Genomic DNA, 21,175 nt, shown 5'->3' on the forward strand with positions numbered 1-21,175 from the left:
GTGTGGCGGTCGCGCCGTCCATGGCCACCGGCGGGAGGGGGCGGCACAGTGCTGACATGCTCACTTCCAACGGTTACCGTCTTCCCTCCGGCCAGCTCGGAGAGCTGGAGGCGGTTCCAGACAACGAGCTTCGCGACCGTGAGGCGCTGTGGGAGCGTCTGCGTCGCGAGGGTTACCTGTTCCTGCGCGGCGCCTTGGAGCCGGACGTTGTCAACGTGTTCAGGGCCTACTACTTCTCGGTGATCGGCCCGGCGGCGGCGCTCACCGACAGCGGCATGATCACCGGTGGCGGGGAGGACCGGGCCGCGATGCGGCGCTCTCTCTTCCGGGAGATCGTGCCGGGCGCGGCGTATCACGAGTTCTGCTCCCAGCAGGCGATCGCCGGCTGGTACGCGTGGTTCCTCGGCGGTGAGACCTTCCTGCACCGCCGCAAGATCATCCGCCATGTGCGTCCCGGCGAGACCGGCATCGGGACCGCCACCCAGGCCCACTACGACCTGGTCTACCTGCGTGAGGGCACCGATCGCGTGCTCAGCTCCTGGATCCCGCTCGGCGACTGCCCGCTCACCCGGGGCGGGCTCACCTACCTCGAGCGCAGCCACCACCGCGTCCTGGACCTCGAACGACGGGGGGAGCTGCGGATCAACGCCGCCTCCATCACCGCCGACCTCCCCCGGCTGGCGGAGGAGTACGGCTCCCGCTGGCTGGTCGCCGACTACCGGGCCGGGGACATGGTCGTCCACTCGGCCTACACCGTCCATGCGGCGCTGGACAACGTCGACCCCGACGGGTTCGTCCGCCTGTCGACGGACATCCGTTACCAGCGAGCCGACCAGCCCATCGACCTGCGCTGGCAGAACCACTGGCACGACGGGGACGGGTTGTAGTTCACGTGGGGCAGGCCGTCGCGGGACGAAACCGCTCTGCCGCGCACCGCCCGATGCACCGGACCCGACGGTCTACTACCCGTACATGCAGTTGCGCCGGACCGACCCGGGCTACGAGAACGAGGTGGCCCCGGTTCAACCCGCGCGACTGGCTGGAAGGCCCGGCGCTCGGGTCGGTGTCACCAGGGGCAAGGTAGCTCAGAGTGAGGGTTGACCCGACAGAACGTGCTCTGTCGGGTCTCCCCAATCACATTCGCCCAGGTCAGCGTCTAGGACACCTTGAACACCATGATTCGGCCACTGCCCGACCCCGGTTGTCCATAGCCGTATGGGCTCCGGCGGCCACCCGCCGTCCGGGCCCTCTGACCAGCGCGGACGCTCTACTTTGCGTCTGGTGACACCGACCCGAGCTCCGGGCCGTCTTCCACGTCTTCGCCGCCCTGGCCGAGTTCATTCGCGAGCTGATCGTCGAGGGAACCCACGAGGGCCTGGCCGCCGCCAAGGCTCGCGGCGTGCGACTCGGCCGCCCACCTGCTCGACACGACAGGGGCAGAGACGGTGGCGATCGAAGTGGAGCAGGGTGACGCCCTGGGGCGACCGGCCAGCGTGCTCGCTTCGGCCCGACGCGGTCCGGCGGGCATCACGACCCGGGTCGGCGGGTTGGCGGTGGTCCGCGACGGACACCGAGGCGACAACTAGACCGTCCTCTTCTGCGATCCCGTCCGGGACGAGATTCTGCCGGGCTGCGGACTGCCGGCCGGTCGCTTGCAGACCAGGTTCGCCACCGAGGGCCCCTTCCGTACCTCCTCTGGCCCCTGCGCCCGGGAACGGATGGCTGCCCCACCCGCTCAGCGGGGCGTGAACCCGTCGATCGTGAAGCGTACGAGACGGTCGGCGTCCTCCCGCGACCGCTGTTCGCGGACCCAGGCGGCTGCGTTGATCAGGGTGAACATGTCGACGCCTGTCACATCAGAGCGGACGACACCACGCTCGCGGGCGCCGGCGAGCAGCCGCTCGCTGATGTCGGTCATCCGCAGGCATGACGCGTGCAGTTCGGACGCCTCGTCGTCCAGGCCGTTCATCAGCAGGTCCGCCAGCCCGCTGTAGATGGCGGCATGCTCGATCACCGCGTTCACCCAACTGGAGAGTGTTTCGGGGCCCTCCAGGAGGGCGACCAACCTGTCCCCGTACGCGAACAGGGCCTCGTTGCGCTCCCTGAGCAGCGCGCCGACCAACGCGCGACGGCTGGAGAAGTGGCCGTAGAGCGTGCCGATCGCGACGCCGGCCCGGCGGGCGATGCTCTCCAGCGACGTGTCGACGCCGTGCTCGCGGAAGGCGGAGTCAGCCTCCGCGAGGAGGCGTTCGTAGTTGCGTCGCGCGTCGGCGCGGGGGCGTCGGCCCGTGGTGCTCATCATGGCTCCCTGTTAATTCGAGGCCGCCTCAGTATATTGTTCTCGAGGTAGCCTCAGCTTATCGGGCGTTGATCCCCGTGCCCGGAAGGAATGTTCATGATCTTGGTAACCGGAGCCACCGGGTCCATCGGCACGCACCTGGTGCGGCGCCTCCAGCGCGATGCCGTGCCTTTCAGGGCACTGGTCCGTGACGAGGCCAAGGGCAACGCGCTGGGGTGCGACTTCGTCGTGGGCGACTTCGACGACGAAGCCTCCATCGCCTCCGCGATGGAGGGCGTCGACCGGCTGTTTCTCAACGCCGGCGGCGCACGCCCGGCGCCCGGCGAGCAACCGATGGTCCGGCAGCAGAAGACCGTCATCGACGCAGCGCGATCCGCCGGGGTGTCCAGGATCGTCAAGATCTCCGTCTGGCACGCCCACGAAGGCGGCAGGCTCGCGGAGGGTGCGCACTGGGAGATCGAGCGCCATCTGAGGGAGTCGGGGCTCGCCTGGTCGGTGCTGCAACCCAGCGGGTTCATGCAGAACTTCGTCACAGGGGCAGGCTCCTTCACCGCCGACGGCCGGCTACTGGGCGCCTATGGCGACGGCGCCGTGTCCTACGTCGACTGCCAGGACATCGCCGACTGCGCCGCCGTGCTCTTGACCGGGCCGTACGGCCGAGGCGAGACCTTCGTCGTGACCGGCCCGCAAGCGCTCACTCAGGCCCAGGTGGCCGAACAGATCTCGGACGTGCTGGAAAGGCCCGTGGAGTACGTCGACCTGTCGCCCGCCGAACTCTCCGCGGCTCTGCGGGCGCAGGGGCTCCCGGGCGGGTTCGCCGACGATGTGAGCGCGCTCTCTCTGGAGGTGGCATCCGGTTCCCTCGCCGCTACCACGACGACGGTGCAGGACCTCACCGGCCGTCCGCCCCGCACGTTCAAGGAGTTCCTGACCGCGAACCTGGACGCTCTGCGCGCCGCCCTGCCGTCGTCGAGCGGGTGATGCCCCTACGAAAATCGTCCTGGACGGCACGCTGTGGGGCACACCGCCGGAAAGCGCGCTTGCCTTCGAGCGCGCTCGAATGTCTATCTTCGCCGTCATGACTACGACAAACGGGACCAAGACCTGGATCATCACCGGTGCGAGCTCCGGGCTCGGCCTGGCGTTGGCCGAGGCGGCGCTGGCCGCGGGCGAGCAGGTGGTCGGCACGGCGCGGCGTGCCGACCGGTTCGACGCGCTCCGGGCTCAGTACGGTGACCGGCTGCTGCCGGTCGAGCACGACGTGCGCGACACGGACGCGGCCGCGGCGGTCGTACGGCGCGCGCTCGACGCGTTCGGGCACGTCGACGTCCTTGTCAACAATGCCGGAGCCGGGCAGGTGGGCGCCGCGGAGGAGGTCACGGACGCGCAGTTGCGCGACATGCTGGAGCAGCACCTCTTTGGCCCGGCCGCCTACGTGCGCGCGGTGCTGCCGCACATGCGTGCGCGTCGTTCCGGTGCGATCGTGCAGATGAGCAGTCAGGGCGGGCGGATGTCCTTCCCCGCCGTCGGCAGCTACTCGGCCGGCAAGTTCGCGCTCGAAGGCTGGTCGGAGGCGCTGGCGGGCGAGGTCGCGCCGTTCGGCGTCCGCGTCCTCATCGCCGAGCCGAGCCGCTTCCGCACCGCCTTCAATTCCGCCGACGTACTCAGCACCGTGGACCAGCACCCGATCTACGACGAGGTGCTCGGCGCCGTCCGCGCGAACATGGCCGAGGCCGACGGCGTCCAGGAGGGCGACCCGGCACGCGCCGCCTCGGCCATCCGCGGCATGCTGGACACGCCCGACGCGCCGCTCAGGCTTCCGCTCGGCGCCGAGGCCGTGCGCAATCTCACCCGCGCCTACAGGAACGGGCTCAGCGACGTCGAGAAGTGGGCGCATGTAAGCCAAACGGCCGACTTTCCCGGCATGCCGCCGGCGCTACGCGCGTTCTGAACTCCGTACCCTGTCGAACATGGCCACCGAAGACCTGATCGAGCGCATCCTCGCCGCCGGCGACGAACCGTCCGCATCGGTCATCGACGCGCTGCACGACCTCCTCGACGACACCACGATCGACACCTCGGCGACGCCCAAGAGCGTCGCCGAGGCCGCCCGCCTGATCGGCCTGTCCCCCCACACCCTCCGCTACTACGAGCAGGAGGGACTCCTGCGGCCGGCACGCAACGCCTCCGGTTACCGCGAATACTCGGCGTTCGACCTGCGCCGCCTCATCTTCCTCACCCGGATGCGGCTGTCGGGAATGACCATGCAGGATCTCAAGCGCTACATCGCCCTCGTCGAGCAAGGCCCGAGCACCATCCCGGAACGCCGGCGCATCATGCTCGACCAGCGCGACCGCATCGTGCGACAGATCCGCGAACTCACTCTCGCCCTGGAGACGACCGAATACAAGATCCGCGTCTATGACGGGCACCCAGAAGGCTGACCGGCGGCCGGGGTGACCGCGCAACAAGCCCCGGCGAGCCTTCTCGCGTCGCCGTCCTCGCGCTGATCGTAGCCGCGATCAACGTGGGCTTCCGGCCTGGCGCCGCGCCCGAAACGGCGGCGGCCGGTGAGCCGCCGCACCCCCAGTTCCTGTCCCTGTCGCGGCGGGGGCGGGGGCGGCCCGCTGCACGTCACCGTCTGCTGCGGCCCCCCAAAGTGCCCGGATTCGACCACGCCGCCCAGCTCGCCGGGCTACGCCAGTCCTTGGCCGGTACGGCCACCGTGCGGCCCACGAACTGCCTGGACGCCCGCGAACACGGCCTGTTGTTGACGAAGCGGCGACGAAGTACACACGAAGGCTGCCGGCTACGTCTGGGATATCCCTGCATCAGGAGGGATCTTGTCAGGAGAGGAAGATCACGCCTATGAACACCGACAACTTCCGTGCAGTGTCCGTTCGAGCCGGCGGAGCGGCCGATGCCGAGGCACTCGTGCTCCTTGATCCGGTCGCGAGATCCGATGGAGGCGAGCGGCGCGGCAGCATCGAACGTTGGTGTCGCGACGGGTCCGTCCTGGTAGCCGGCACTCCGTCCGGGCTGGTCGGTTACTGCGTCGTTGAGTACACCTTCTTCGAGCAGGGGTTCGTGACGATGCTCATGGTGGCTGAGGCCGCCCGGGGGCATGGCGTCGGCGAGAGGCTGCTGCGCGCCGCAGCAGCTTCATGTCAGACCGCGAAGCTGTTCACCTCAACGAACCTGTCCAACCATCCCATGCAGCGACTGCTCCAGCGGGTCGGCTGGCAGCCGGTAGGAATGGTGCACGGCCTCGATGAAGGTGATCCTGAGGTCTTCTACCTCCGTACTTCTCCGAGCGCCGAAAGTGCAGAGTAATTCCGACAGTGCACCCGGATACCACCGATGACGTACGGCCCAGATGGTAGGACGGCCGCGCGCTGGACGCCGCCTGACAGATCCGGGCGTGGCGGATTCTGGACACAGAACGGCCTTCAGTACTTGGTCGCAGCGTCGTTGACGACTGGCCGGATTCCGGGAGCCCTGGTCGCTTCGGTGTCCTGTCGGTTCCTGTGGGGCGATCGCCGCGTCGTTGTCGGAGTCGTCGTCCGCAATAATCCGTTTGTGTGTCACCACAGCCCGCTGTCAAGATGAGGGCCCATGCGTCACCCTCTTGACACGCTGAAGTGGCCGATTTCCACCGAGCGGCTGCTGTTGCGCCGAGCTGCCCCCGACGACCTGGACGCGACCTGGGCCTTCCGGCAGCTGCCGGAGACTCACGAATGGATCGCGGCCGCCACAGAGACCTACGACGACTACCGTGAGCGTTTCCTCCGCGAGGAGCGGCTCGTAGACCTGCTCATCGTCGAACTGGACGGCCGGGTGATCGGCGACCTGACACTGAGGGTCCAGGACGGTTGGGCCCAGGAAGAGGTCGCTGACCAGGCGAAAAGCGTCCAAGCAGAGCTCGGGTGGACGCTCGATCCCTCCTACGGCGGCAAGGGCTACGCCACCGAAGCGGTACGCGCCCTCATCGACATCTCCTTCAGAAGTCTTGGCCTGCGCCGCCTGCACGCGGACTGCTTCTACGACAACGAATCCTCGTGGCGGCTGATGGAGCGGGTCGGGATGCGCCGCGAACAGCACACGGTGAGAGACTCACTCCACCGCACCAAGGGATGGCTCGACGGTCTCTCATACGCGCTCCTGGCCGAGGAATGGCCCGCTCACGAGTGATTACGGCGAAGACGCTCGGGAGCCCTCGCCGGGACGAAGATCACGCTGTCACTCATACACGCGGCCGTTTTCCTGCCGGCGCTGCGGCTGGAACCCAGGGACGCCACCGCGCCGGCACGGCTCAGTGCGTGGGGTGAAGCGCGGTGAGAGGTGCCGGACTTTGGATCTCGCAGAGTCCATGACCGGTGAGCTGGGGTAGCCTCGCCCCGGTCGATGACGTCGCGGACGGCACGCTGTTGTAGCGCAGGGCCAGTTTCTCGCGCATCGCGGCTTCGGACGAGCCGTCGTCCTCGGGCACCAGAGCCTCCACGGTTGCAACCGCAGCCGAGCTGGGACAAGAAATGATCCAGCGCGGTCAGATGGGCGTTCACGGTGTCGGAGGTGCGGTGCAGGACCGTCCTCATGTGGGTCTTGTGGTCGCGGGCGGCGAAGTCGCGGTCGTGGGCGTCGGCGAGAGGGTCACCGTCCGGGTGCGAGGCCGGTTGACGTTGTTCTGTCGGTACGTGCGAGGGTTTTGTCTGTCTGTGCCGTGCAGATCGGCTGGTGGCGTGCCGATCTACACTCGGTGCATGGAGTGGGGATGACCTTCATCGTCGACACGCAGGTGGCGCTCTCTGATCGCGTGGAGGCGATCAGAGAGGTCATCCGGGGGTCGGTTGTGCGTGTGGAGATCGACCACCATCCGGATCCGGACAGGATCATGGCCCGGGGGCGGATCAATGACGTCGCGGGGATGAACGTCTGCACGATCCGGTCGAACGCGACGACGATCCGGCGGACGCCGGCCCTGGTCAACGATGATCTGGAACCGTCGGTGTTCGTGAGCCTGCCGGCCGGCTCCAGCGCCAGTACGCCGGCCAGGCGCGGCAACAGCCCGCGGTGCGAGCGGTAGAAGCGGTCCAGCAGCGGCAGATAGTTGTCACCGTGAAAGGCGGCCAGCGCCTCGTGCTCGGGCACCAGGCCGGTCAGGCCGCCGTCGGTCTCGATCGTCTCCAGCACCGCCCGGCCGGTCTCATGGCGGCCCCGCACCGTCGTCCGCGGGTTCGGCGCGTTCCGGGCCGCCAGATCGACCTCCTAGGCCGCGTTCAGCAGGTCGCCGAGCACCGCCAGCATCCGCTCGTGGCGCTGGCGCTGCTCGGCGCGGCTGGTCTCCAGCGGCTCGCGGGCCTTGTTGTGCATGCTGTTCATCCGCTTGCACGGCATGGTCACCAGGTCGTCGCGGGCCCTCACCCGAGCCTGGTGCAGCAGGTATGTCCTGACGTTCTCAAGATCGGCTCATGGCCGGTTCACCCGCATCCCGGCTGCACCCGTACATCACCCACACCATCCGCCGATTCGGCAAGTGGACCCTCAACCTCACCCCCCACCACCCGGCTCGATCTCGAACCACGGGTGGTGTTCGGCACACCGCCCGTCTGAACCCGTGTGTGGTCACCAGGGCCGTAGCTGGTCCCTGAAGCCGCTCGGCTGCGCTGTCGCCTGCCCGAGCCGAGGCAGCCCTGCCGGTCGAGTTGGTGGTCGGCTTCTCCGATTAGCTAGCCGTCGGTATCGGGCCGTGCTGGGGCGAGCGCGGGTCGCGGGAGGACGCCCTCCATGAGCAGTTCGAGGGCGCGGTCGGCGCACAGCGGGGCGGCTCGGGTGGCGGCGGTCAGGAACGCGAGCAACTCCGCGATGCCGATGTCGGGTCGCACCGCACCGGCGTCCTGGGCGCGGGCCAAGAGCGGCGCGGCGGCCTCGAAGAGCGAATCGTGCCAGGCGGTCGCTTGCGGCGGCTCGACGTCAGCGGGGACCGGGTGGTCGGCGAGGAACGCCTCCCTGAGCAGGCGGCTGTCGCTGACGTGCGCGGCGACCAACCGCAGCCACGCCGTCAGCGCCGCACCGGGGTCCGGGGCCGCGGCGAAGTCACGTGCGCTGTCGCACAGGTCCTGGATCCGCTGCTCGTACACGGCCTCGATCAGCCGCCCCCGGGTCGGGAAATGCCGGTAGAGCGTGGCGTTGCCGACCCCCGCGAGCTTGGCGATCTCGTCGAGCGACGCGGTGGCGCCGTGGCTGTTCAACACGATGTCAGCGGCTGCGAGCAGCCGCTCGCGGTTGCGTGCGGCGTCGGCGCGACGCGGCGGTGGCTGCATGCCGGGCCTCCTTGTCAACCGGGGGGCAGTCCCCGTATTGTTCCACACGCAAAACGGGGACAGATCCCCGTTTCACTGGAGGTGAGTCGATTGGACACAGTGAAGGGACCGGGCGACGTGGTCCAGGCGATAATCAGGGCTCGTGCCGAGGGTGACGTTGACGGCGCCATCGGGCTGATCGCTCCGGAGTCCCGCGACCAGGGACGGGTGGTCAGCCACGCGGACTGGCGGCGGAAATGGGAAGGCCTGCTGGCGTCCGGCCTGGAGGTCGTCACCGATCGGACCCTGGAGGACGGCGAGTGGGTTGCCAACCTCTACCGGCTGCGCGGAGCCCCGGGCTCGGGCGGTGCCGAGACCCGCGGCATGGACATGGTCCGAGTCATCGACGGCCGGCTCGTCGAGCACTGGTTCTTCGTCGAGCCGAACCATGCCTGAACCGGGTGCTGTCCGCCACTACGGCGCTCGATACCAACGGATGGGACCGGGGGCTCCCCACCGGAACACCCACCGGCCAGGATGGCCGCCCAGGTCGAGGGTTCCGTAGGAGTGTTCCGCGAACCGTTCCGGTGACGGGGCCCTATCCGGAACACTGAAGGGCGGGAACACCGTCAACGCCTCGGCCGCCGCGGTCCGGGTCGACTACGCCCGCTGGTCCACCGACGTGCAGGCCGTCGTCGTCCAGACCGAGCAGTTCCTCGGTCTCAGGTCCCGGCCGATCGGATCTACATCGACGGGGGCTTCTCCGGGACCACCTGTTCGGGCTGGGCGGGTCGGTCTACGACTGGAACGACCCGTTCGGCCGGCTGTTCCTGCAAGGTTCGGCAGTGTGCGTGCCCCGTCGTCCTCGGGCAGGCATGACAGGTAGTGCACCCGGCCGCACCGGCCCCCGCCACTTCCAGCGTCGCCGGGTCGTCGGCGTTGTCGAGGACGAGGAGCCAGCCGGTCCGCTCCTCCAGCCGCCTCCAGAGTACGTCGGCGGCATCCCGCCGTCCGGTTCGCGCCTCCTCGATCTCGGTCGCCGACGCGCCCAGCTCGGCGGCCAGCGCCAGCAGGCAGGACGTCACGGCCGCACGTCCGTGGCGGCGATCCGCCAGACGGGCCGCCCCGCATTCTGAGCCCGCTCGGCCACCGCCGGCGCGACCGTGGTCTTGCCGACTCCCCCGCGACCGCCCAGCACATGGAAGTCCCCGTCCGGCTCGGCCGCGGCCACTCCCGTCAACACCCCCACGACGCTCACGGGATCCATGCCCGTACTCCAGGTGATCGCCTGGTCCGCCCGGGCGGCCCGGAGGCGGTGCGGGGCGCGCTTCGTTGACGGGTGAGCTCATGATGCGCCGTGACGTGGCTACATGTATCGATCCGATCACCGCTTGTTCGTTGTGGCGCCCATGTCGGGTCGCCGCTCCTAATCTGCCCGCGTGGACGTGGACCCCCTTCTCATCTCGACCGTCGTCGGAGCCGTGCTCAGCGGGCTGGGATCAGGCGCCCTGGAAAAGGTGCAGAGCAGACTCAGACGGCCCGGCAGCGCGGAGGAGTCCCCCGCACCGAGCGCTTCCGGCATCGAGGAGCGGGCCGACGAATTGGCTGATCTCCTCAAGCGCTCGACGGCGTTGCTCGCCGAACTCTCGGCCGAGATGGAGGCACGCACCGCGACAGTCCGTGAGCTGCAAGCCGAGGCCCAACACGCCGAGAGCATCGCCTCGATGCACAAGGAAGCTCAGGCTGCCGTCGAGAAGATGCTCGATGCGCGGCTGGCGGCACGACTGGAGGAGAGCGGCAGGAAATCGTTCAAGCAAGGCATGTGGCTGAACATCGTCAGCGGAGCGTTCTTCTTCATCGCCGGCGTCGTCGTGACCGTGCTCCTGGGCGGGTAGACGACGTCAGCAGGCCGACGAGCAGGGGCGGGCGAGCGAGCGCAGGGCCTCTCCGTCCCTGCGAGGACGGGGAGGCCCTGCACCGCGTTGTGGTCACCAGCCGGGCCACACCACGATGCCGTACGTCGACGCCATGCCGACGCCGCCGCCCCTCGGCACGGCGCCGCCCAGGCCCACCGCAGCCCCCTGGAGGAACCCGTTGACCGCCGCCTTGTCGTCGGGCACGTTCGTCCATCCCATGCGGGCGCTCACGCCGGGCCCCGAGACGCCCGCCGAGCCGAGCGGCACGTTGACGGTCACCTGGCCGTACTTGCTGACCGTGATCCCGCTGGTCAGCCCGAACCCGGCGAACGACGGGACCAGGGGGAAGCTCTCGTCCACCGTCACGTAGTCGGGGGTGAGGCTCGTCCCGGTCAGGTCGGCCGTGGCCTGCCCGATCAGGGTGAGGGGGTTCGTGGCGGCGGCCCCGCGCCAGCCGACCTCCCAGGCGCAGTTGAACAAGCCGTCGCACAACCCCGACGACTCCACCGTCTTGTGGTACTTCTTCGGATGCCACACGAAGGGCGCCTGCTCGTACTCGTGGCACGGGCGCGCCCCGCACGGGCCGCCCTTGGGCAGCAGGTTGTCACCACGCGGGCGGGTCCCCGCCTGGCCGTCGGCGGGCGCGCACGGGCCGCCCCTGACCCCTCCGCCGACCGGCGGGTTGTAGGAGTCGGCCGGGTTGTGCTCCCGGTTCTGGTGGGCGCCGCCGCCCTTCCCGTCGTTGCACACCCCGTCGGGGCAGGAGCGGGGCATCCGCCCGTCGGGGTCGCTGAGCGCCAGCGGGTTGTTGTTGGCGTAGGTGTAGCCGTTGACCTGCTGGGAGTCCTGGACGTCCACGAGCGGGTCGACGGAGACGAACCGGCCCGTGCCCGGCTCGTACTCGCGGGCGCCCAGGTGGGTCAGGCCGGTGCCGTCGCTGGTCCCGCCGACGAAACCGCGGTCCATGGAGGCGGGCCAGGTGCCGGCGCCGCCGTCGCGGGGCTCGCCGAAGGGCGTGTGGCGGCGGGTGGCGACGGCCTGGCCATCGGTGTTGGCGATCGCGGCGCCGGTGGTGCCGTGGTGGTCGCCGCTGAGCCAGCTCACCCCCGCCGCCGTGCCGCCGGAGCGGACGGCGACGACCTGCCCGCCGTGGCTGTAGTAGCGGGTGCCGGTCCTGGCCCCGGCCGCGTAGCGGATCTGCTGACCTGGCAGGTACAGCGTCGTGCCGCCCGGGTCCTTGCGGATCAGCCGCTCGCCGTCGGCGTCGTAGACGTAGCCGGTCGTGCCGGCGGCGTCCTGGACCGCGGTCAGGTGGCCCTCTGTCCCAGGTCAGCGTCTGGGTCCCCGACGCCGTCGCCCTGGTCCTCATGTTGCCCGCGGCGTCGTAGGTCTGGGACGTCGTCCGCGTGCCCGTGCCGTCGGTGGTCGAGGACGCGCTGAGCTGGTGGGCGCCGCCGGGGACGGTGTAGGTGGTGACCGAGTCGCCCGAGGCGGTGCCGCGCCTGACCATCCGCACCCGGTTGCCGATGTCGTCGTAGCTGTAGGAGTGCCAGTACGCGCCCGTCCCGCCGACCACCGCCGCCGAGGGGACGGCCGGGCAGGCCGGGGAGGTCTGCGTCCACGCCTCGGTCAGCCTGCGCAGGAAGTCGGTGGCGAAGCACTGGTGGTCGCCGCTGGTCAGGTCGGACAGCCGGGTGACGTTCCCGGCCGCGTCGTAGGCCAGGTTCAGCTCGCTGACGGCCGCCGGTTCGGCCTGCCGTACGGTCGTGATCGTCTCCAGCCGCCGGGTGTCGGTCTCGTAGACGCGGCTGATGTCGGCCGTCCGGCCCGCGTTGTTCCTCAGCTTGATCTTGGCGACCTCCGCGAAGCTGGTGTAGTCCGTCCCGGTCACGTACGTGCCGCCGGACGTGCCGGTCGTGCTCAGGGTGTCGGGCAGCCCCAGGGCGTCGTAGCCGTGGCTCAGCTCCTCCTGGGGCAGCTGGCCCACGGCGGGCAGGCGGGTCGTCCTGGGCGAGCCGTCGGGGGTAGGTGTGGACGTAGGTGTAGGCGCCGTTCACCCCGCCCTGAGCGGCCGGGATCGTGTACGTCACCTGGGTCGGCTGGTAGCCGACGGTGTAGCCGCCGACGGTCTTGACGTACTCGTCGGGGCCGTCGTACCTGACGCTCTTCGTGAGCTGCCCCTTGGCGAGGGTGTCGTACACCCACTCGGCGCGTTTGGGGCCGGTGGCCGAGTCGTCGCGCACAGTCGTCCTGCGGCCGGTCGCGTCGTAGGTGTAGGCGACGACGGCCCCGGCGTTGTCGGTGGTGGTCAGCAGGTCACCGGCGTCGTCGTAGGTGCGGGTGAGCGTGCCCACGTCGGGGTCGGTGCTGCGCACCAGCCGGCCGCGCAGGTCATGGGTGTAGAGCCAGGTGTTGCCACCGCGTCGGTCACCTTGGCGAGGTTCCCCTTGCGGTCGAAGTCGTACGACGTGCGCACGAAGCCGGAGGCCGAGCCGGCCGCTTGCCCGGTGCGGTACTGGCGCATCTCCACCACGCGCCCGGCGGCGTCCTTCACGGTCGAGGTGGCGGTGCCGCCGGTGGGCGGGATGACGTCCTCCCGGTCGCCGCCGTAGGAGTAGGTCGTCCGCCGGCGTTCGTCGAGGCCGCCGGGGCTGGTGGGCGACTCGTCCACCAGATGCACCTCGGCGCTCCTGCGCCCGGCGCCGTCGAACAGGGTGACCTCCGCCGAGGGGACGTCCTCGGCCGGCACGACGAGAGCCGTCCCCGGCACCGCGCCCGCCAGGTAGGGGTTGTGGGTCTTGTAGGCCCGTCCGGCGGCGTCGTAGAACGTGTCGGTCACCACGACGCGGCCGGCCGAGCCCACGCCGTCGGCGCTCTGGGTCTGCCGGGGACGCAGCAGGTTGTCGTAGTAGGCGTGGGTCGTCAGGTACGCGCCCGCCTGGTTGAGCCGCCGGCTGGTCACCACGACCGGCCCGTCGGCGCGGACCCGGGAGTCGTGGCTGATCGTGGGCCGGTCCCGGTGGCCGGCCTTGTCGTTGCCCGGCAGCCACGCCGCCGTCAGCCGTCCCAGCCCGTCGTAGGGCAGGTCGGTGACGCGGCCGTTGGGGTCGGTGGTGGTGACCGGCAGGCCGAGCGCCGGGTCGAGGTCGGTGGTGGTGCTCCAGCCCAGCGGTGCGGTCGTCACCGTCCTGGTGACCGGGCCGCCCGTCGTGGGCGTGTACTTGGTCTCGGTGGTGGCGCCGCGGGCGTCGGTCTCGGTCAGCACGCGTCCGTAGGCGTCGTAGGTCCGCTTCCGCTCCGCCACGTACGAGGGCGTGCCGTCCTTGATCTCCTTGACGGCCTCGACCAGGGTGGCCTCCCCCTTGGCGGGGGCCGGCGCGCCCTCCCAGGCCGGGGCGCCGTCGTAGGCGGTGCGCTCGTCGCCGATCAGGTCGGCCTCGGTCAGCGTGCCCGCCGCCGCCTTGGCCTTGGCCGCCGCGCAGCCCATCGCGAACCGGCGCACCCGTGAGACCCGGTCGACCAGCCAGAGGTCGGTTTCGCGGATGTACTCGGTGGCGGTGCACCTCTCGTCGCCGTCGACCGCGTCGTCACCCTGGTCCTCGGCCCAGGTGGGCATGCCGTAGGCGTCGAACTCGGTGGTCGTGCGGGGCGCCCGTCCGCCGTCGCGGGCGGTGCGGGTCCGGGTGACGGCCGTCCCGACGAACCGGGCGTGCACGCTGGATCCGCCGATGGTCCGGACGGCGGTCGGCTCCGACTGCCACGGCTGGTTCACCGTCGCGCTGACCTCGGCGCCGTTGCCCACGTCGCGGGTGACGGCCTCGCGTACCAGGCCGGCGAACGCGTCCTCGTCGGCGACGGCGGGCGCGCCGCCCGCGGCGGGCACCTGCACCGAGCGGGTGCCCGACGGCAGCCGGTCCCCGTTCATCCCGCGGAAGTAGCGGGTCTCGACCTGGGTGCGCGCGCCGCCCTCGCCGGTGGTCGTGGTGACCGTTTCGTAGCCGCGCCACACCGACCAGGTCCTGTCCTCCTCCTGGAGCAGGCCGTCCTCGTCGGTGTAGTGCCATGCGGGGGCGCCGCCGTAGGCGTAGCCGGTGATCACCCGTGGCGACGAGCCGATCGCCTCGGCCTGCGACACCCGCGTCACCACGTACTTGTGGAAGAAGTCGTCGATCGGGGCGGTGCGGCCCGAGGGGGTCCACTTGACCGGGTAGCAGCGCAGGCCGTGGTCGTGCAGGTGGTCCGGCGCGGGCATCCTGGTGCCCGCCACGCAGTCCGGCGGCCCGTAGACGACCTCGATCCTGGCGCCCGTGTCGGTGCTGATCGCGCCGATCCGGTAGCGGTTCATGGCCGGGAACTGGTCGCCGCCGGTGTCCACCCGGTTGGCCAGCAGCTTTCCGGTGAACAGCACGTCGGGCAGGTCCGCCTGCGAGCCCGGCTCGGTGCTCGCGCGGCCGGTGTGGGAGATCCTGGACAGCCACAGCACGGGGGTCACCGTGTTGCCGGCGCCCCGGTCGTCCGGATCGGGGAAGGCGTGCTCCAACTACCCGTCACGACTCAGAGCTATGGAAGTTTAGATTCCCCGCCTCAGGAAGTATTGGCCGGGCAAAATTGGTCAACAAATTCACGGGGCAATGCATAGCAGCTGATACCCCTGAGACGCCAGGCGGTGGTCGCGGGATCATCCTAAAACCATGCTCTGATCCCAGCACCCCATGGGTTGTCATGCCGCAGGGAGGAAACAAAATAGTGTTTCGCACTCCTGACCCGCCGGACTGGTCTCTCTCCTTGGTCAAAGGGAGAAGCACCGACGGCAGGATAGATTATCTAAGCGCCAAAGGGTTTGAGAGTCCTCAATACACCTTTACGAGAGTCTGGGAATACGCCTTCCCGCCATGGCGGAACATGTGACTGGGTCCTCCAGAGTCTGGACGCCGGTCACCGCCGCCTCATCGGAGCGGGAGGGATGTACTCGAAGCTGACGAGCCCGAGCTGGCCCGGGTCCAGCGTGTTCGCGTGCTGGTTCCGCCGCTTGCAGGAGGTGTGGCGTTCGGCGGCCAAGTCACCGTAGACCTGAGCCGTTCCGCTGCCTACCAAGAGGTCCGAGTGGCATACCGCCTGATCGCCGCACCCCTGTCGCCGTCGACCCCCATGTCCCTCACCATCACCGCGCCGAACGCGACAGATATGAGGACGAAGCGCTTTCACTCGCAAGTCCACAAGAGGCTCTGCAGCTGGTGTATCGCTTTACGTGAGGAGCACGCGAGCTGATCACAAGCGGCACGCCATCCGGCCAATCGTCACCGGGAGACCGCCAGCGTCGACCACTAGGAACGGCCTCGCTCCCCCGCCTGGTCGGCACGAGGGACTACGAAGCTGCCCATGCCCGGCTCGGTTCTGATGAACCCATCACTCCGCAAGGCGCGGTGAACCCTCTTGCCGGTTGCTGTGGCAATGCCGTAGATCTGCTGCAGTCTCAGGACAGAGGGCATCTGGTCGCCAGGAGCAAGCTCACCGCTTTCAATCTTGCCCTTGATGTCCTCGTAGACCTGCACCCAACGAGGGATGCCAGCCCTCCACTCCAGCTCTAGATCAGCCACGAAGACGACCTAGGCAAGGGATACCATGGCAAGCGAGATACGCCATGCCTTGTGAGCAGTCATGAGCAGCGAGGAGGACCAAGCGCGCGAGCCCCCCTCCCCCGTCCCGCAAAGCGGCCCCAACACGCTGATCGACTGGGCGCCGCAGGCCGCGGAGAACCTCTGCATCGCCAAACCGAGTGGGACAGGCGCGACCCTCGAGAAGTCACATGGGAGGAACGGCGGCTGAGCGCCCGAGCGCGTTGGCAGCAGATTGCGCAAGAATCCCCCCGTGCGATCCACTTCGGATGACATCGAGGCAAGCATGGAATTCCTCTCTCGGTACGGTCCCAGGAATCGCACCCCTGGGTGGACATGACCGTCTACGGTAACGGCGCGAGATCCTTCAGCGCCGGCGGCTGACACACGAGAGCGCCGGTCCGGGAAGCTCCCCCGGGCCGGTGCTCTGTGCCGTCGGCGGCGAACGGAAGCGTCATGATCTCCTGTGGAAACGCGAGGGCGAAACCCCGGCCCACACCACGAACGCCTGCCGCAAGGACTCGGCGGAGGAGAACCCGCACCGCCGGGCGATGGCCGCGACCGGCTCACGAGTGCCGGTGAGCAACTGGGCGGCCGCTTCGAGCCGCGTCTCGCACACCAGCCGCGAGGGACTCCGGCCGACGCACTCGACGAACAGCCTGCTCAAATGTCGCTCGCTCACCCCGACGGGCGCGGCCAGACGAGCAACACCGAGGTCCTCGTCCAGATGGCTGACCACGTGGTCGACGACCCGCCGGACCAAGACCTGGTCGGCCAGCTCGGCCCCGTGGTCCTCCTCGATGAACGACAGCGTGAGATCCAGAGCGGCCGTGACCCCGCCTGACGTCGCGACCGTGCCGTCACGTACGAAGATCGGAGCGGGGTCGACCCGTACGTGCGGGAATGGGGCGGCCGGCCGTCCTGCCTCGTACCGATACGTGGTGGCCCGGCGGTTGTCGAGCAACCCGGCCGCGGCCGGCACGGTCACCCCCTGCACACGGACGCGACCCGCCGCGACAGCCCGGCGAGCCGCATGACCTGACTCACGAACCGAGGGTTGGCGGCGGCGGTCTCATGCCCCTGGCCGCCCGAGACGATCAGGGTGTCAATGGGGCCGCGGGCGCGGGCAGGGGCCGTCGCGGAGTACGCCGCGTACCGTGTCGAGCCGTACACCCGGGTCGAACTCCGTCAGCCACCAGGTCGCGCCGGCGGCCGCGTACGGCAGCGGGTCGACGCCGGCGGGCAGGCTGACGGCGATGTCGTACGAGGCCATGTCGCCGTGTCGCAGCTCGGTGAGGGTGCCGGCGACCTCGGCGAGTTGGTCCGGGCGTTCCATGTTGATCGGAAAGAAGCCGTCGAGACGGGCGGCCCGCCGGATCGGCTTGACGTTGCCGGGGAATCCGGCGGCCCATACCGGCACGCCTGGCCGCTGAACCGGCTGCGGCAGGAACGTGATGTCGTCGACGGTGTAGTGCTCGCCGCGGTGGCGCACCGGCTCTCCGGACCATGCGGCGGCCAGGATGGCCAAGGACTCATCGAGCATCCGTCCCCGCTGCCGGTCGTCGAGCTGCTCGCCGGTCCTGGACAGTTCGCCGCCGAACCGATCGCTGCCCAGTCCGACGCCAAGGGTGAGACGGCCGTCGCTCAGCTGGTCCAGGGTCGCGGTTTCCCGCGCCACTTTGGCCGGACGCCGGCGGGCGAGCGTCGCCACCATCGGACCGAGCCGCAGCCGCTCGGTGGCGGTCGCGATCGCCGCCAGCGTGATCCACGAGTCGGCGACCTGCTGGACCGGCTCCCGCCAGGACAGGTGATCCCACACGAAGCAGCCGTCCCAGCCGGTCTCCTCCGCGTCGGCGGCCAGATTCGCCACCGCCCGCGGGTCGGCGAGCTCGTCGAAGAGCGGCAGCCAGAGTGCCGATCGCAGCCGGCTCACGGGCGCTCTCCGCTGGAGACCGAAAGGATCTCTGCGATCGCGACGTCCCAGAGCTCCGGCGGTGGCATCTGGTGCCCCATGCCCTTGAGCGGAACCAGCCGGGCTCCCGGGATCTCCCGTGCCAGCGCCTCGCCGTGCCCGTACGGGAGCAGCGGGTCCGCGGTGCCGTGCAACACCAGCGTGGGCGTCGCGATCGCACCGAGACGGGCGCGGACGGGCTCGCCGCCGTCGAGCTGCCAGTGGTTCTGCGCCGACGCAGGAGACGGGCTGCGGTCCCAGACGCGGCCGGCGATGCGGCGCATCCGCTCCTCGTCGACGGGAATGGTGCCCGCGAAGGTGCGCTCGCCGTCGGTGTAGTACGCGATGACGGCCTCGCGGTCGGACCAGTCGGGCGTCTGGTCGCCGCCCTCGGCGAACCGCTTCGCCAGTTCGGCGCTCATCGGCGGCAGGTCATGGCGGTCGGGGCCGCCGGGGCCGCCCGGGCTGGTGGCGATGAGCGTCAGGGAGGCGACCCGGCCGGGGTGGCGCACGGCCAGGCGCTGGGCGATTCCGCCGCCCATGGAGACGCCGACGATGTGGGCGGCCGCGATGCCGAGTTCGTCGAGCAGGCCGACGGCGTCGTCGAACAGGGCGTCGTTTCCGTACGGCGGCGCGCCGGGCGGGAAGGTCGTGGAGCGGCCGGTGTCCCGGGTGTCGTACCGGATGACGTGCCGGCCGCCGGCGGCGAGGCGCTCGCAGAACTCGTCGTCCCACCAGTCCATCGACGCTTCGGCGCCGCCGATGAGCAGCAGGGCGGGCGCGGCCGGGTCGCCGAACGTCTGGACGCAGAGCTTTATGCCGTTGATGTCGAGGAGCCGCTCGGGGTGATCTTGATTGGCGTTCATGTCCGGCACGCTAAGCCTGGCCACCTCATCGCGAAAAGCTATGATTATCGATCGAGTCGATCGCCTACAGCGATATACCGTGTTCCATCTGGCCGGTCAGCTCAGCGGCGGCTGCGACGGCGAGGTCGATGGCCTGGGCCGCGAGCGGCGACCGGGTGCGCCCGGCCGGCCGACACAGGTACCACGTGCAGGTAGGCGGCGGTTCCAGCCGATGGATGCGGAGCCGGTCGTCGGACCAGACGTCCGACCCCAGGAGGGCGAGCCAGGGCAACACCGCTGAGCCCAGGCCCACCCGCACCATCGAGACGACGGTTTCGTGGCCGGCCGTGCGGAACACGATCCGCGGCCGGGCGCCCGCGCCGGCGAGCTCCCGTTCCAGCCATCTTTGGTGGACCGTGGGCGGCCAGGCGACCATGGGAGTGTCGTCGAGCAGCTCGACCGGTACCGGACCGTCGGGGAACGCGCCCGCGGCGGCCACCAGGAGGTGAGGCTCGTCCAGCAGCTCGACGTGTTCGACGTCGCCGTCGATGCGGTCGTAGTGGAACAACAGGTCGAGATCTCCGATGTTCGGGTTCTCCGGTTCCACCTCCGACAGCCTGATGTCGCAGCCGGGGTACTCGCTCAGCAACCCGCGCACCACTGCGGGCAGGATCAGCCGGGTCGCGCCCTGGAAGGTGCCGATGTCGATCCGGCCGTGACCCGCCCTGAACCGATCGACGGCGTCGGTCAGCGCCTCCGACCTCGCGAGCAGATCACGCCCGTGGGCCAGGACCAGCTCGCCGAGAGGAGTGGCGCGTACCGGCCTGGGACCTCCCGGCCGGTCGAAGACGGCCCCGCCGACGGCCTTCTCCAGCGCGGCGATCTGCTGGCTCACCGACGACTGGGTGTAGCCGAGGCGAACCGCCGCCCGGCCGAACGTCCCCTCCTCGGCGATGGCGGCCATCGTCCTCAGGTGGCGCAGTTCCACGTCAGCCATGACAGCCAGAGTATCGTCAAGGGCGATTGATTCGAGCGAAACAATCGCTCCTGGTGATGAATCGCGCCGCTGCCGATGCTTCTGCGCGTCCGGCTGGGCCGCCCCGGGATGGAACGCGAATACATCCGCGACCGCACCCTGGGAAGGCCACGAATCCGCCCGCGTCCGCGGCAAGACCATCGGCGGTGCCACCGTCACCGATGGCGCCATGCTGTCCATGGCCCTGCACCTGCGCGCGCAGAATCTCAGCCTGCGCGACATCGCCGCCCGCCTCGTCATCACCAAGGGCAAGAAGGGTCGCCACCCCTCCCCGGCCACCGTCCTGCGGATGCTGCGCGAGCACGACGACAGGACGGCAGGACGGCAGCGGTGCCTGCCACAGCCTGACCCACCGGTCCCAGGTCAACGTTTCCGCTGGTCGGCCGAATCTGTTGTCCAGGTCATACACCAGAGCGGGGCAGGCCAGGTGCGTGAGGCGCCACAGCAGCCCGGCGGACATGCGGAACGACTCCCCAGCAACGAGTGCGGTCACCAACTCAGCAGGCGGGTTCCACAAGTGATCCTCACGGTCAGCCAGGACCTTGAGTGCCTTACCCAGATCGCCGGCGTCCACGGCCACTACTCGCCATGGTCGAAGACCTCACTCATCGTCGGTGTTCCCCAGCCCCGCGCCGTTCCAGTTCGGCGCGGCCCGCGTCGGTGAGCACCGTCTTGCGCGCCGTGCCGTGATGACCGCTCGGCTCCCCGACGTCGATGAAGCCGAGGGCGACCAGCGCGTCCACGTCGGGCTGGTTCAGCCCGTACTCCGGGATGTCTTCGTACGAGTAGTACAGGGCCAGGCTGCCGTGCTCGGCCAGCTTGCTCATGAACTCCAGCCGGCGCGGGTGGGCCGATGCCCGATCGCGCTCGCACGCTTGACTTCCGCGATTTGGTCTAGCACTACCCGGCCCGCGTCGGTGACGTGCCAGCGGTAACCATTCGCAAGATCGTCCCATTCGTCGCGAATCAGCCCCTCTTCGGCCAACCGCTTGAAGTCAGCGCGCTTTGTCCAGTCGCCCCACAAGGTGTTCACGTCGCCAGTGATCACTGTATGGTCCCGGATGCGAGTCAAGAGCTTGCGTTGCCCCTCGGTGAGGTCGATCGGCGTGGCGTTCATCGCCGACCTCCGAGTCGCGTCTCGGACCAGATGCGGAACTTCACGGTGTCGCTCATGAGGCATCATCGCCCTCGGCACCGACGCTGATCAAGGCCGC

24 protein-coding genes and 1 pseudogene are annotated in these 21,175 nt (G+C 69.7%); 9 read left to right on the forward strand and 16 right to left on the reverse strand.

What is annotated here, in order from left to right:
- Positions 1-56 precede the first annotated feature (56 nt).
- Positions 57-887 (forward strand): phytanoyl-CoA dioxygenase family protein, encoded by an 831-nt coding sequence (locus tag ACNF49_RS40550; protein WP_482941038.1) that lies wholly within the window; start codon positions 57-59, stop codon positions 885-887.
- Between the two features lie 416 nt (positions 888-1,303).
- A pseudogene (locus ACNF49_RS40555) lies at positions 1,304-1,471 on the forward strand (recombinase family protein); the annotation flags it as partial.
- 264 nt (positions 1,472-1,735) lie between these two features.
- On the opposite strand, the gene ACNF49_RS40560 reads toward ACNF49_RS40555, so the two are convergent.
- Positions 1,736-2,299, reverse strand: a complete 564-nt coding sequence (locus ACNF49_RS40560) for a TetR/AcrR family transcriptional regulator (protein ID WP_498703309.1) — start codon at positions 2,297-2,299, stop codon at positions 1,736-1,738.
- A gap of 90 nt (positions 2,300-2,389) precedes the next feature.
- Between ACNF49_RS40560 and ACNF49_RS40565 the strand changes: the two genes are divergently transcribed.
- The 5 genes from ACNF49_RS40565 to ACNF49_RS40585 all read left to right on the forward strand — a co-directional run bounded on the left by ACNF49_RS40565 (position 2,390) and on the right by ACNF49_RS40585 (position 6,490).
- A complete protein-coding gene (locus tag ACNF49_RS40565) occupies positions 2,390-3,280 on the forward strand; it encodes an SDR family oxidoreductase (protein ID WP_482941040.1) in 891 nt (296 codons plus the stop codon).
- A 97-nt stretch (positions 3,281-3,377) separates the two neighbouring features.
- Positions 3,378-4,250: an SDR family NAD(P)-dependent oxidoreductase gene (locus ACNF49_RS40570; protein WP_482941041.1), complete on the forward strand. Its 873-nt coding sequence runs from the start codon at positions 3,378-3,380 to the stop codon at positions 4,248-4,250.
- A gap of 19 nt (positions 4,251-4,269) precedes the next feature.
- A complete protein-coding gene (locus ACNF49_RS40575; protein ID WP_482941042.1) occupies positions 4,270-4,743 on the forward strand; it encodes a MerR family transcriptional regulator in 474 nt (157 codons plus the stop codon).
- A 424-nt stretch (positions 4,744-5,167) separates the two neighbouring features.
- On the forward strand, positions 5,168-5,632 hold the full coding sequence (locus ACNF49_RS40580; protein ID WP_482941043.1) for a GNAT family N-acetyltransferase: 465 nt from the start codon (positions 5,168-5,170) through the stop codon (positions 5,630-5,632).
- A 282-nt stretch (positions 5,633-5,914) separates the two neighbouring features.
- Complete coding sequence (locus tag ACNF49_RS40585) at positions 5,915-6,490, forward strand: GNAT family N-acetyltransferase (RefSeq protein ID WP_482941044.1); 576 nt, start codon at positions 5,915-5,917, stop codon at positions 6,488-6,490.
- Positions 6,491-6,949: 459 nt separating this feature from the next.
- Here ACNF49_RS40585 and ACNF49_RS40590 read toward each other — a convergent pair whose 3' ends face one another.
- From ACNF49_RS40590 to ACNF49_RS40600, 3 genes are all read right to left on the reverse strand, one after another.
- The gene (locus tag ACNF49_RS40590) at positions 6,950-7,489 is read right to left on the reverse strand and encodes a hypothetical protein (protein ID WP_482941046.1); all 540 of its coding nucleotides are present in this window, start codon (positions 7,487-7,489) and stop codon (positions 6,950-6,952) included.
- A 75-nt stretch (positions 7,490-7,564) separates the two neighbouring features.
- Positions 7,565-7,720 carry a hypothetical protein gene (locus tag ACNF49_RS40595; protein ID WP_357985986.1) on the reverse strand — a complete coding sequence of 52 codons (156 nt, stop codon included), beginning with the start codon at positions 7,718-7,720 and terminating at the stop codon, positions 7,565-7,567.
- 305 nt (positions 7,721-8,025) lie between these two features.
- Positions 8,026-8,619, reverse strand: a complete 594-nt coding sequence (locus ACNF49_RS40600; protein WP_357985983.1) for a TetR/AcrR family transcriptional regulator — start codon at positions 8,617-8,619, stop codon at positions 8,026-8,028.
- 99 nt (positions 8,620-8,718) lie between these two features.
- On the opposite strand from ACNF49_RS40600, the gene ACNF49_RS40605 reads away from it, so the two are divergent.
- Positions 8,719-9,054, forward strand: a complete 336-nt coding sequence (locus ACNF49_RS40605; protein WP_482945651.1) for a nuclear transport factor 2 family protein — start codon at positions 8,719-8,721, stop codon at positions 9,052-9,054.
- Between the two features lie 287 nt (positions 9,055-9,341).
- On the opposite strand, the gene ACNF49_RS40610 is transcribed toward ACNF49_RS40605, so the two are convergent.
- Together ACNF49_RS40610 and ACNF49_RS40615 are read right to left on the reverse strand one after the other, a co-directional pair.
- Positions 9,342-9,683, reverse strand: coding sequence for a hypothetical protein (locus ACNF49_RS40610; RefSeq protein WP_357985980.1), 342 nt, complete (start codon positions 9,681-9,683; stop codon positions 9,342-9,344).
- Positions 9,680-9,865 (reverse strand): hypothetical protein, encoded by a 186-nt coding sequence (locus ACNF49_RS40615; protein WP_482941047.1) that lies wholly within the window; start codon positions 9,863-9,865, stop codon positions 9,680-9,682. Before ACNF49_RS40615 ends, ACNF49_RS40610 begins: the two co-directional genes overlap by 4 nt.
- Before the next feature lie 172 nt (positions 9,866-10,037).
- Here ACNF49_RS40615 and ACNF49_RS40620 point away from each other — a divergent pair, with 172 nt between their 5' ends.
- Positions 10,038-10,493, forward strand: coding sequence for a hypothetical protein (locus ACNF49_RS40620; RefSeq protein WP_482941048.1), 456 nt, complete (start codon positions 10,038-10,040; stop codon positions 10,491-10,493).
- Positions 10,494-10,586: 93 nt separating this feature from the next.
- Here ACNF49_RS40620 and ACNF49_RS40625 read toward each other — a convergent pair whose 3' ends face one another.
- The 10 genes from ACNF49_RS40625 to ACNF49_RS40670 form a co-directional block, all read right to left on the reverse strand.
- Positions 10,587-11,618, reverse strand: coding sequence for an RHS repeat-associated core domain-containing protein (locus ACNF49_RS40625; protein WP_482941049.1), 1,032 nt, complete (start codon positions 11,616-11,618; stop codon positions 10,587-10,589).
- 1,204 nt (positions 11,619-12,822) lie between these two features.
- Positions 12,823-15,054 (reverse strand): RHS repeat domain-containing protein, encoded by a 2,232-nt coding sequence (locus tag ACNF49_RS40630; protein ID WP_482941050.1) that lies wholly within the window; start codon positions 15,052-15,054, stop codon positions 12,823-12,825.
- 784 nt (positions 15,055-15,838) lie between these two features.
- Complete coding sequence (locus ACNF49_RS40635; protein ID WP_482941051.1) at positions 15,839-16,066, reverse strand: GntR family transcriptional regulator; 228 nt, start codon at positions 16,064-16,066, stop codon at positions 15,839-15,841.
- Between the two features lie 517 nt (positions 16,067-16,583).
- The gene (locus tag ACNF49_RS40640; protein WP_482941052.1) at positions 16,584-17,117 is read right to left on the reverse strand and encodes a GlxA family transcriptional regulator; all 534 of its coding nucleotides are present in this window, start codon (positions 17,115-17,117) and stop codon (positions 16,584-16,586) included.
- A 117-nt stretch (positions 17,118-17,234) separates the two neighbouring features.
- A complete protein-coding gene (locus ACNF49_RS40645; protein ID WP_482941053.1) occupies positions 17,235-18,062 on the reverse strand; it encodes an LLM class flavin-dependent oxidoreductase in 828 nt (275 codons plus the stop codon).
- Positions 18,059-18,946 (reverse strand): alpha/beta fold hydrolase, encoded by an 888-nt coding sequence (locus tag ACNF49_RS40650; protein ID WP_357985960.1) that lies wholly within the window; start codon positions 18,944-18,946, stop codon positions 18,059-18,061. Before ACNF49_RS40650 ends, ACNF49_RS40645 begins: the two co-directional genes overlap by 4 nt.
- Positions 18,947-19,010: 64 nt before the next feature.
- Positions 19,011-19,922, reverse strand: coding sequence for a LysR family transcriptional regulator (locus tag ACNF49_RS40655; RefSeq protein WP_482941054.1), 912 nt, complete (start codon positions 19,920-19,922; stop codon positions 19,011-19,013).
- A gap of 16 nt (positions 19,923-19,938) precedes the next feature.
- On the reverse strand, positions 19,939-20,535 hold the full coding sequence (locus ACNF49_RS40660) for a hypothetical protein (protein WP_482941055.1): 597 nt from the start codon (positions 20,533-20,535) through the stop codon (positions 19,939-19,941).
- 31 nt (positions 20,536-20,566) lie between these two features.
- Positions 20,567-20,788 (reverse strand): hypothetical protein, encoded by a 222-nt coding sequence (locus ACNF49_RS40665; protein WP_482941056.1) that lies wholly within the window; start codon positions 20,786-20,788, stop codon positions 20,567-20,569.
- Entirely contained in the window at positions 20,785-21,078 is a 294-nt protein-coding gene (locus ACNF49_RS40670; protein ID WP_482941057.1) for a hypothetical protein, read from the reverse strand. The genes ACNF49_RS40665 and ACNF49_RS40670 overlap by 4 nt, the downstream gene beginning before the upstream one ends.
- Positions 21,079-21,175: the final 97 nt, after the last annotated feature.

The organism is Actinomadura sp. ATCC 39365 (assembly GCF_054392275.1).

What these genes read in the sequence shown, in the direction of transcription:
- ACNF49_RS40600 (WP_357985983.1), bottom strand. Translation starts at nt 8,619, where the DNA reads ATGCAGCCACCGCCGCGTCGCGCCGACGCCGCACGCAACCGCGAGCGG.
- ACNF49_RS40580 (WP_482941043.1), top strand. Translation starts at nt 5,168, where the DNA reads ATGAACACCGACAACTTCCGTGCAGTGTCCGTTCGAGCCGGCGGAGCG.
- ACNF49_RS40665 (WP_482941056.1), bottom strand. Translation starts at nt 20,788, where the DNA reads ATGAGCAAGCTGGCCGAGCACGGCAGCCTGGCCCTGTACTACTCGTAC.
- ACNF49_RS40575 (WP_482941042.1), top strand. Translation starts at nt 4,270, where the DNA reads ATGGCCACCGAAGACCTGATCGAGCGCATCCTCGCCGCCGGCGACGAA.
- ACNF49_RS40565 (WP_482941040.1), top strand. Translation starts at nt 2,390, where the DNA reads ATGTTCATGATCTTGGTAACCGGAGCCACCGGGTCCATCGGCACGCAC.
- ACNF49_RS40670 (WP_482941057.1), bottom strand. Translation starts at nt 21,078, where the DNA reads ATGAACGCCACGCCGATCGACCTCACCGAGGGGCAACGCAAGCTCTTG.
- ACNF49_RS40585 (WP_482941044.1), top strand. Translation starts at nt 5,915, where the DNA reads ATGCGTCACCCTCTTGACACGCTGAAGTGGCCGATTTCCACCGAGCGG.
- ACNF49_RS40560 (WP_498703309.1), bottom strand. Translation starts at nt 2,299, where the DNA reads ATGAGCACCACGGGCCGACGCCCCCGCGCCGACGCGCGACGCAACTAC.
- ACNF49_RS40650 (WP_357985960.1), bottom strand. Translation starts at nt 18,946, where the DNA reads ATGAACGCCAATCAAGATCACCCCGAGCGGCTCCTCGACATCAACGGC.
- ACNF49_RS40570 (WP_482941041.1), top strand. Translation starts at nt 3,378, where the DNA reads ATGACTACGACAAACGGGACCAAGACCTGGATCATCACCGGTGCGAGC.
- ACNF49_RS40550 (WP_482941038.1), top strand. Translation starts at nt 57, where the DNA reads ATGCTCACTTCCAACGGTTACCGTCTTCCCTCCGGCCAGCTCGGAGAG.
- ACNF49_RS40655 (WP_482941054.1), bottom strand. Translation starts at nt 19,922, where the DNA reads ATGGCTGACGTGGAACTGCGCCACCTGAGGACGATGGCCGCCATCGCC.
- ACNF49_RS40615 (WP_482941047.1), bottom strand. Translation starts at nt 9,865, where the DNA reads ATGGATCCCGTGAGCGTCGTGGGGGTGTTGACGGGAGTGGCCGCGGCC.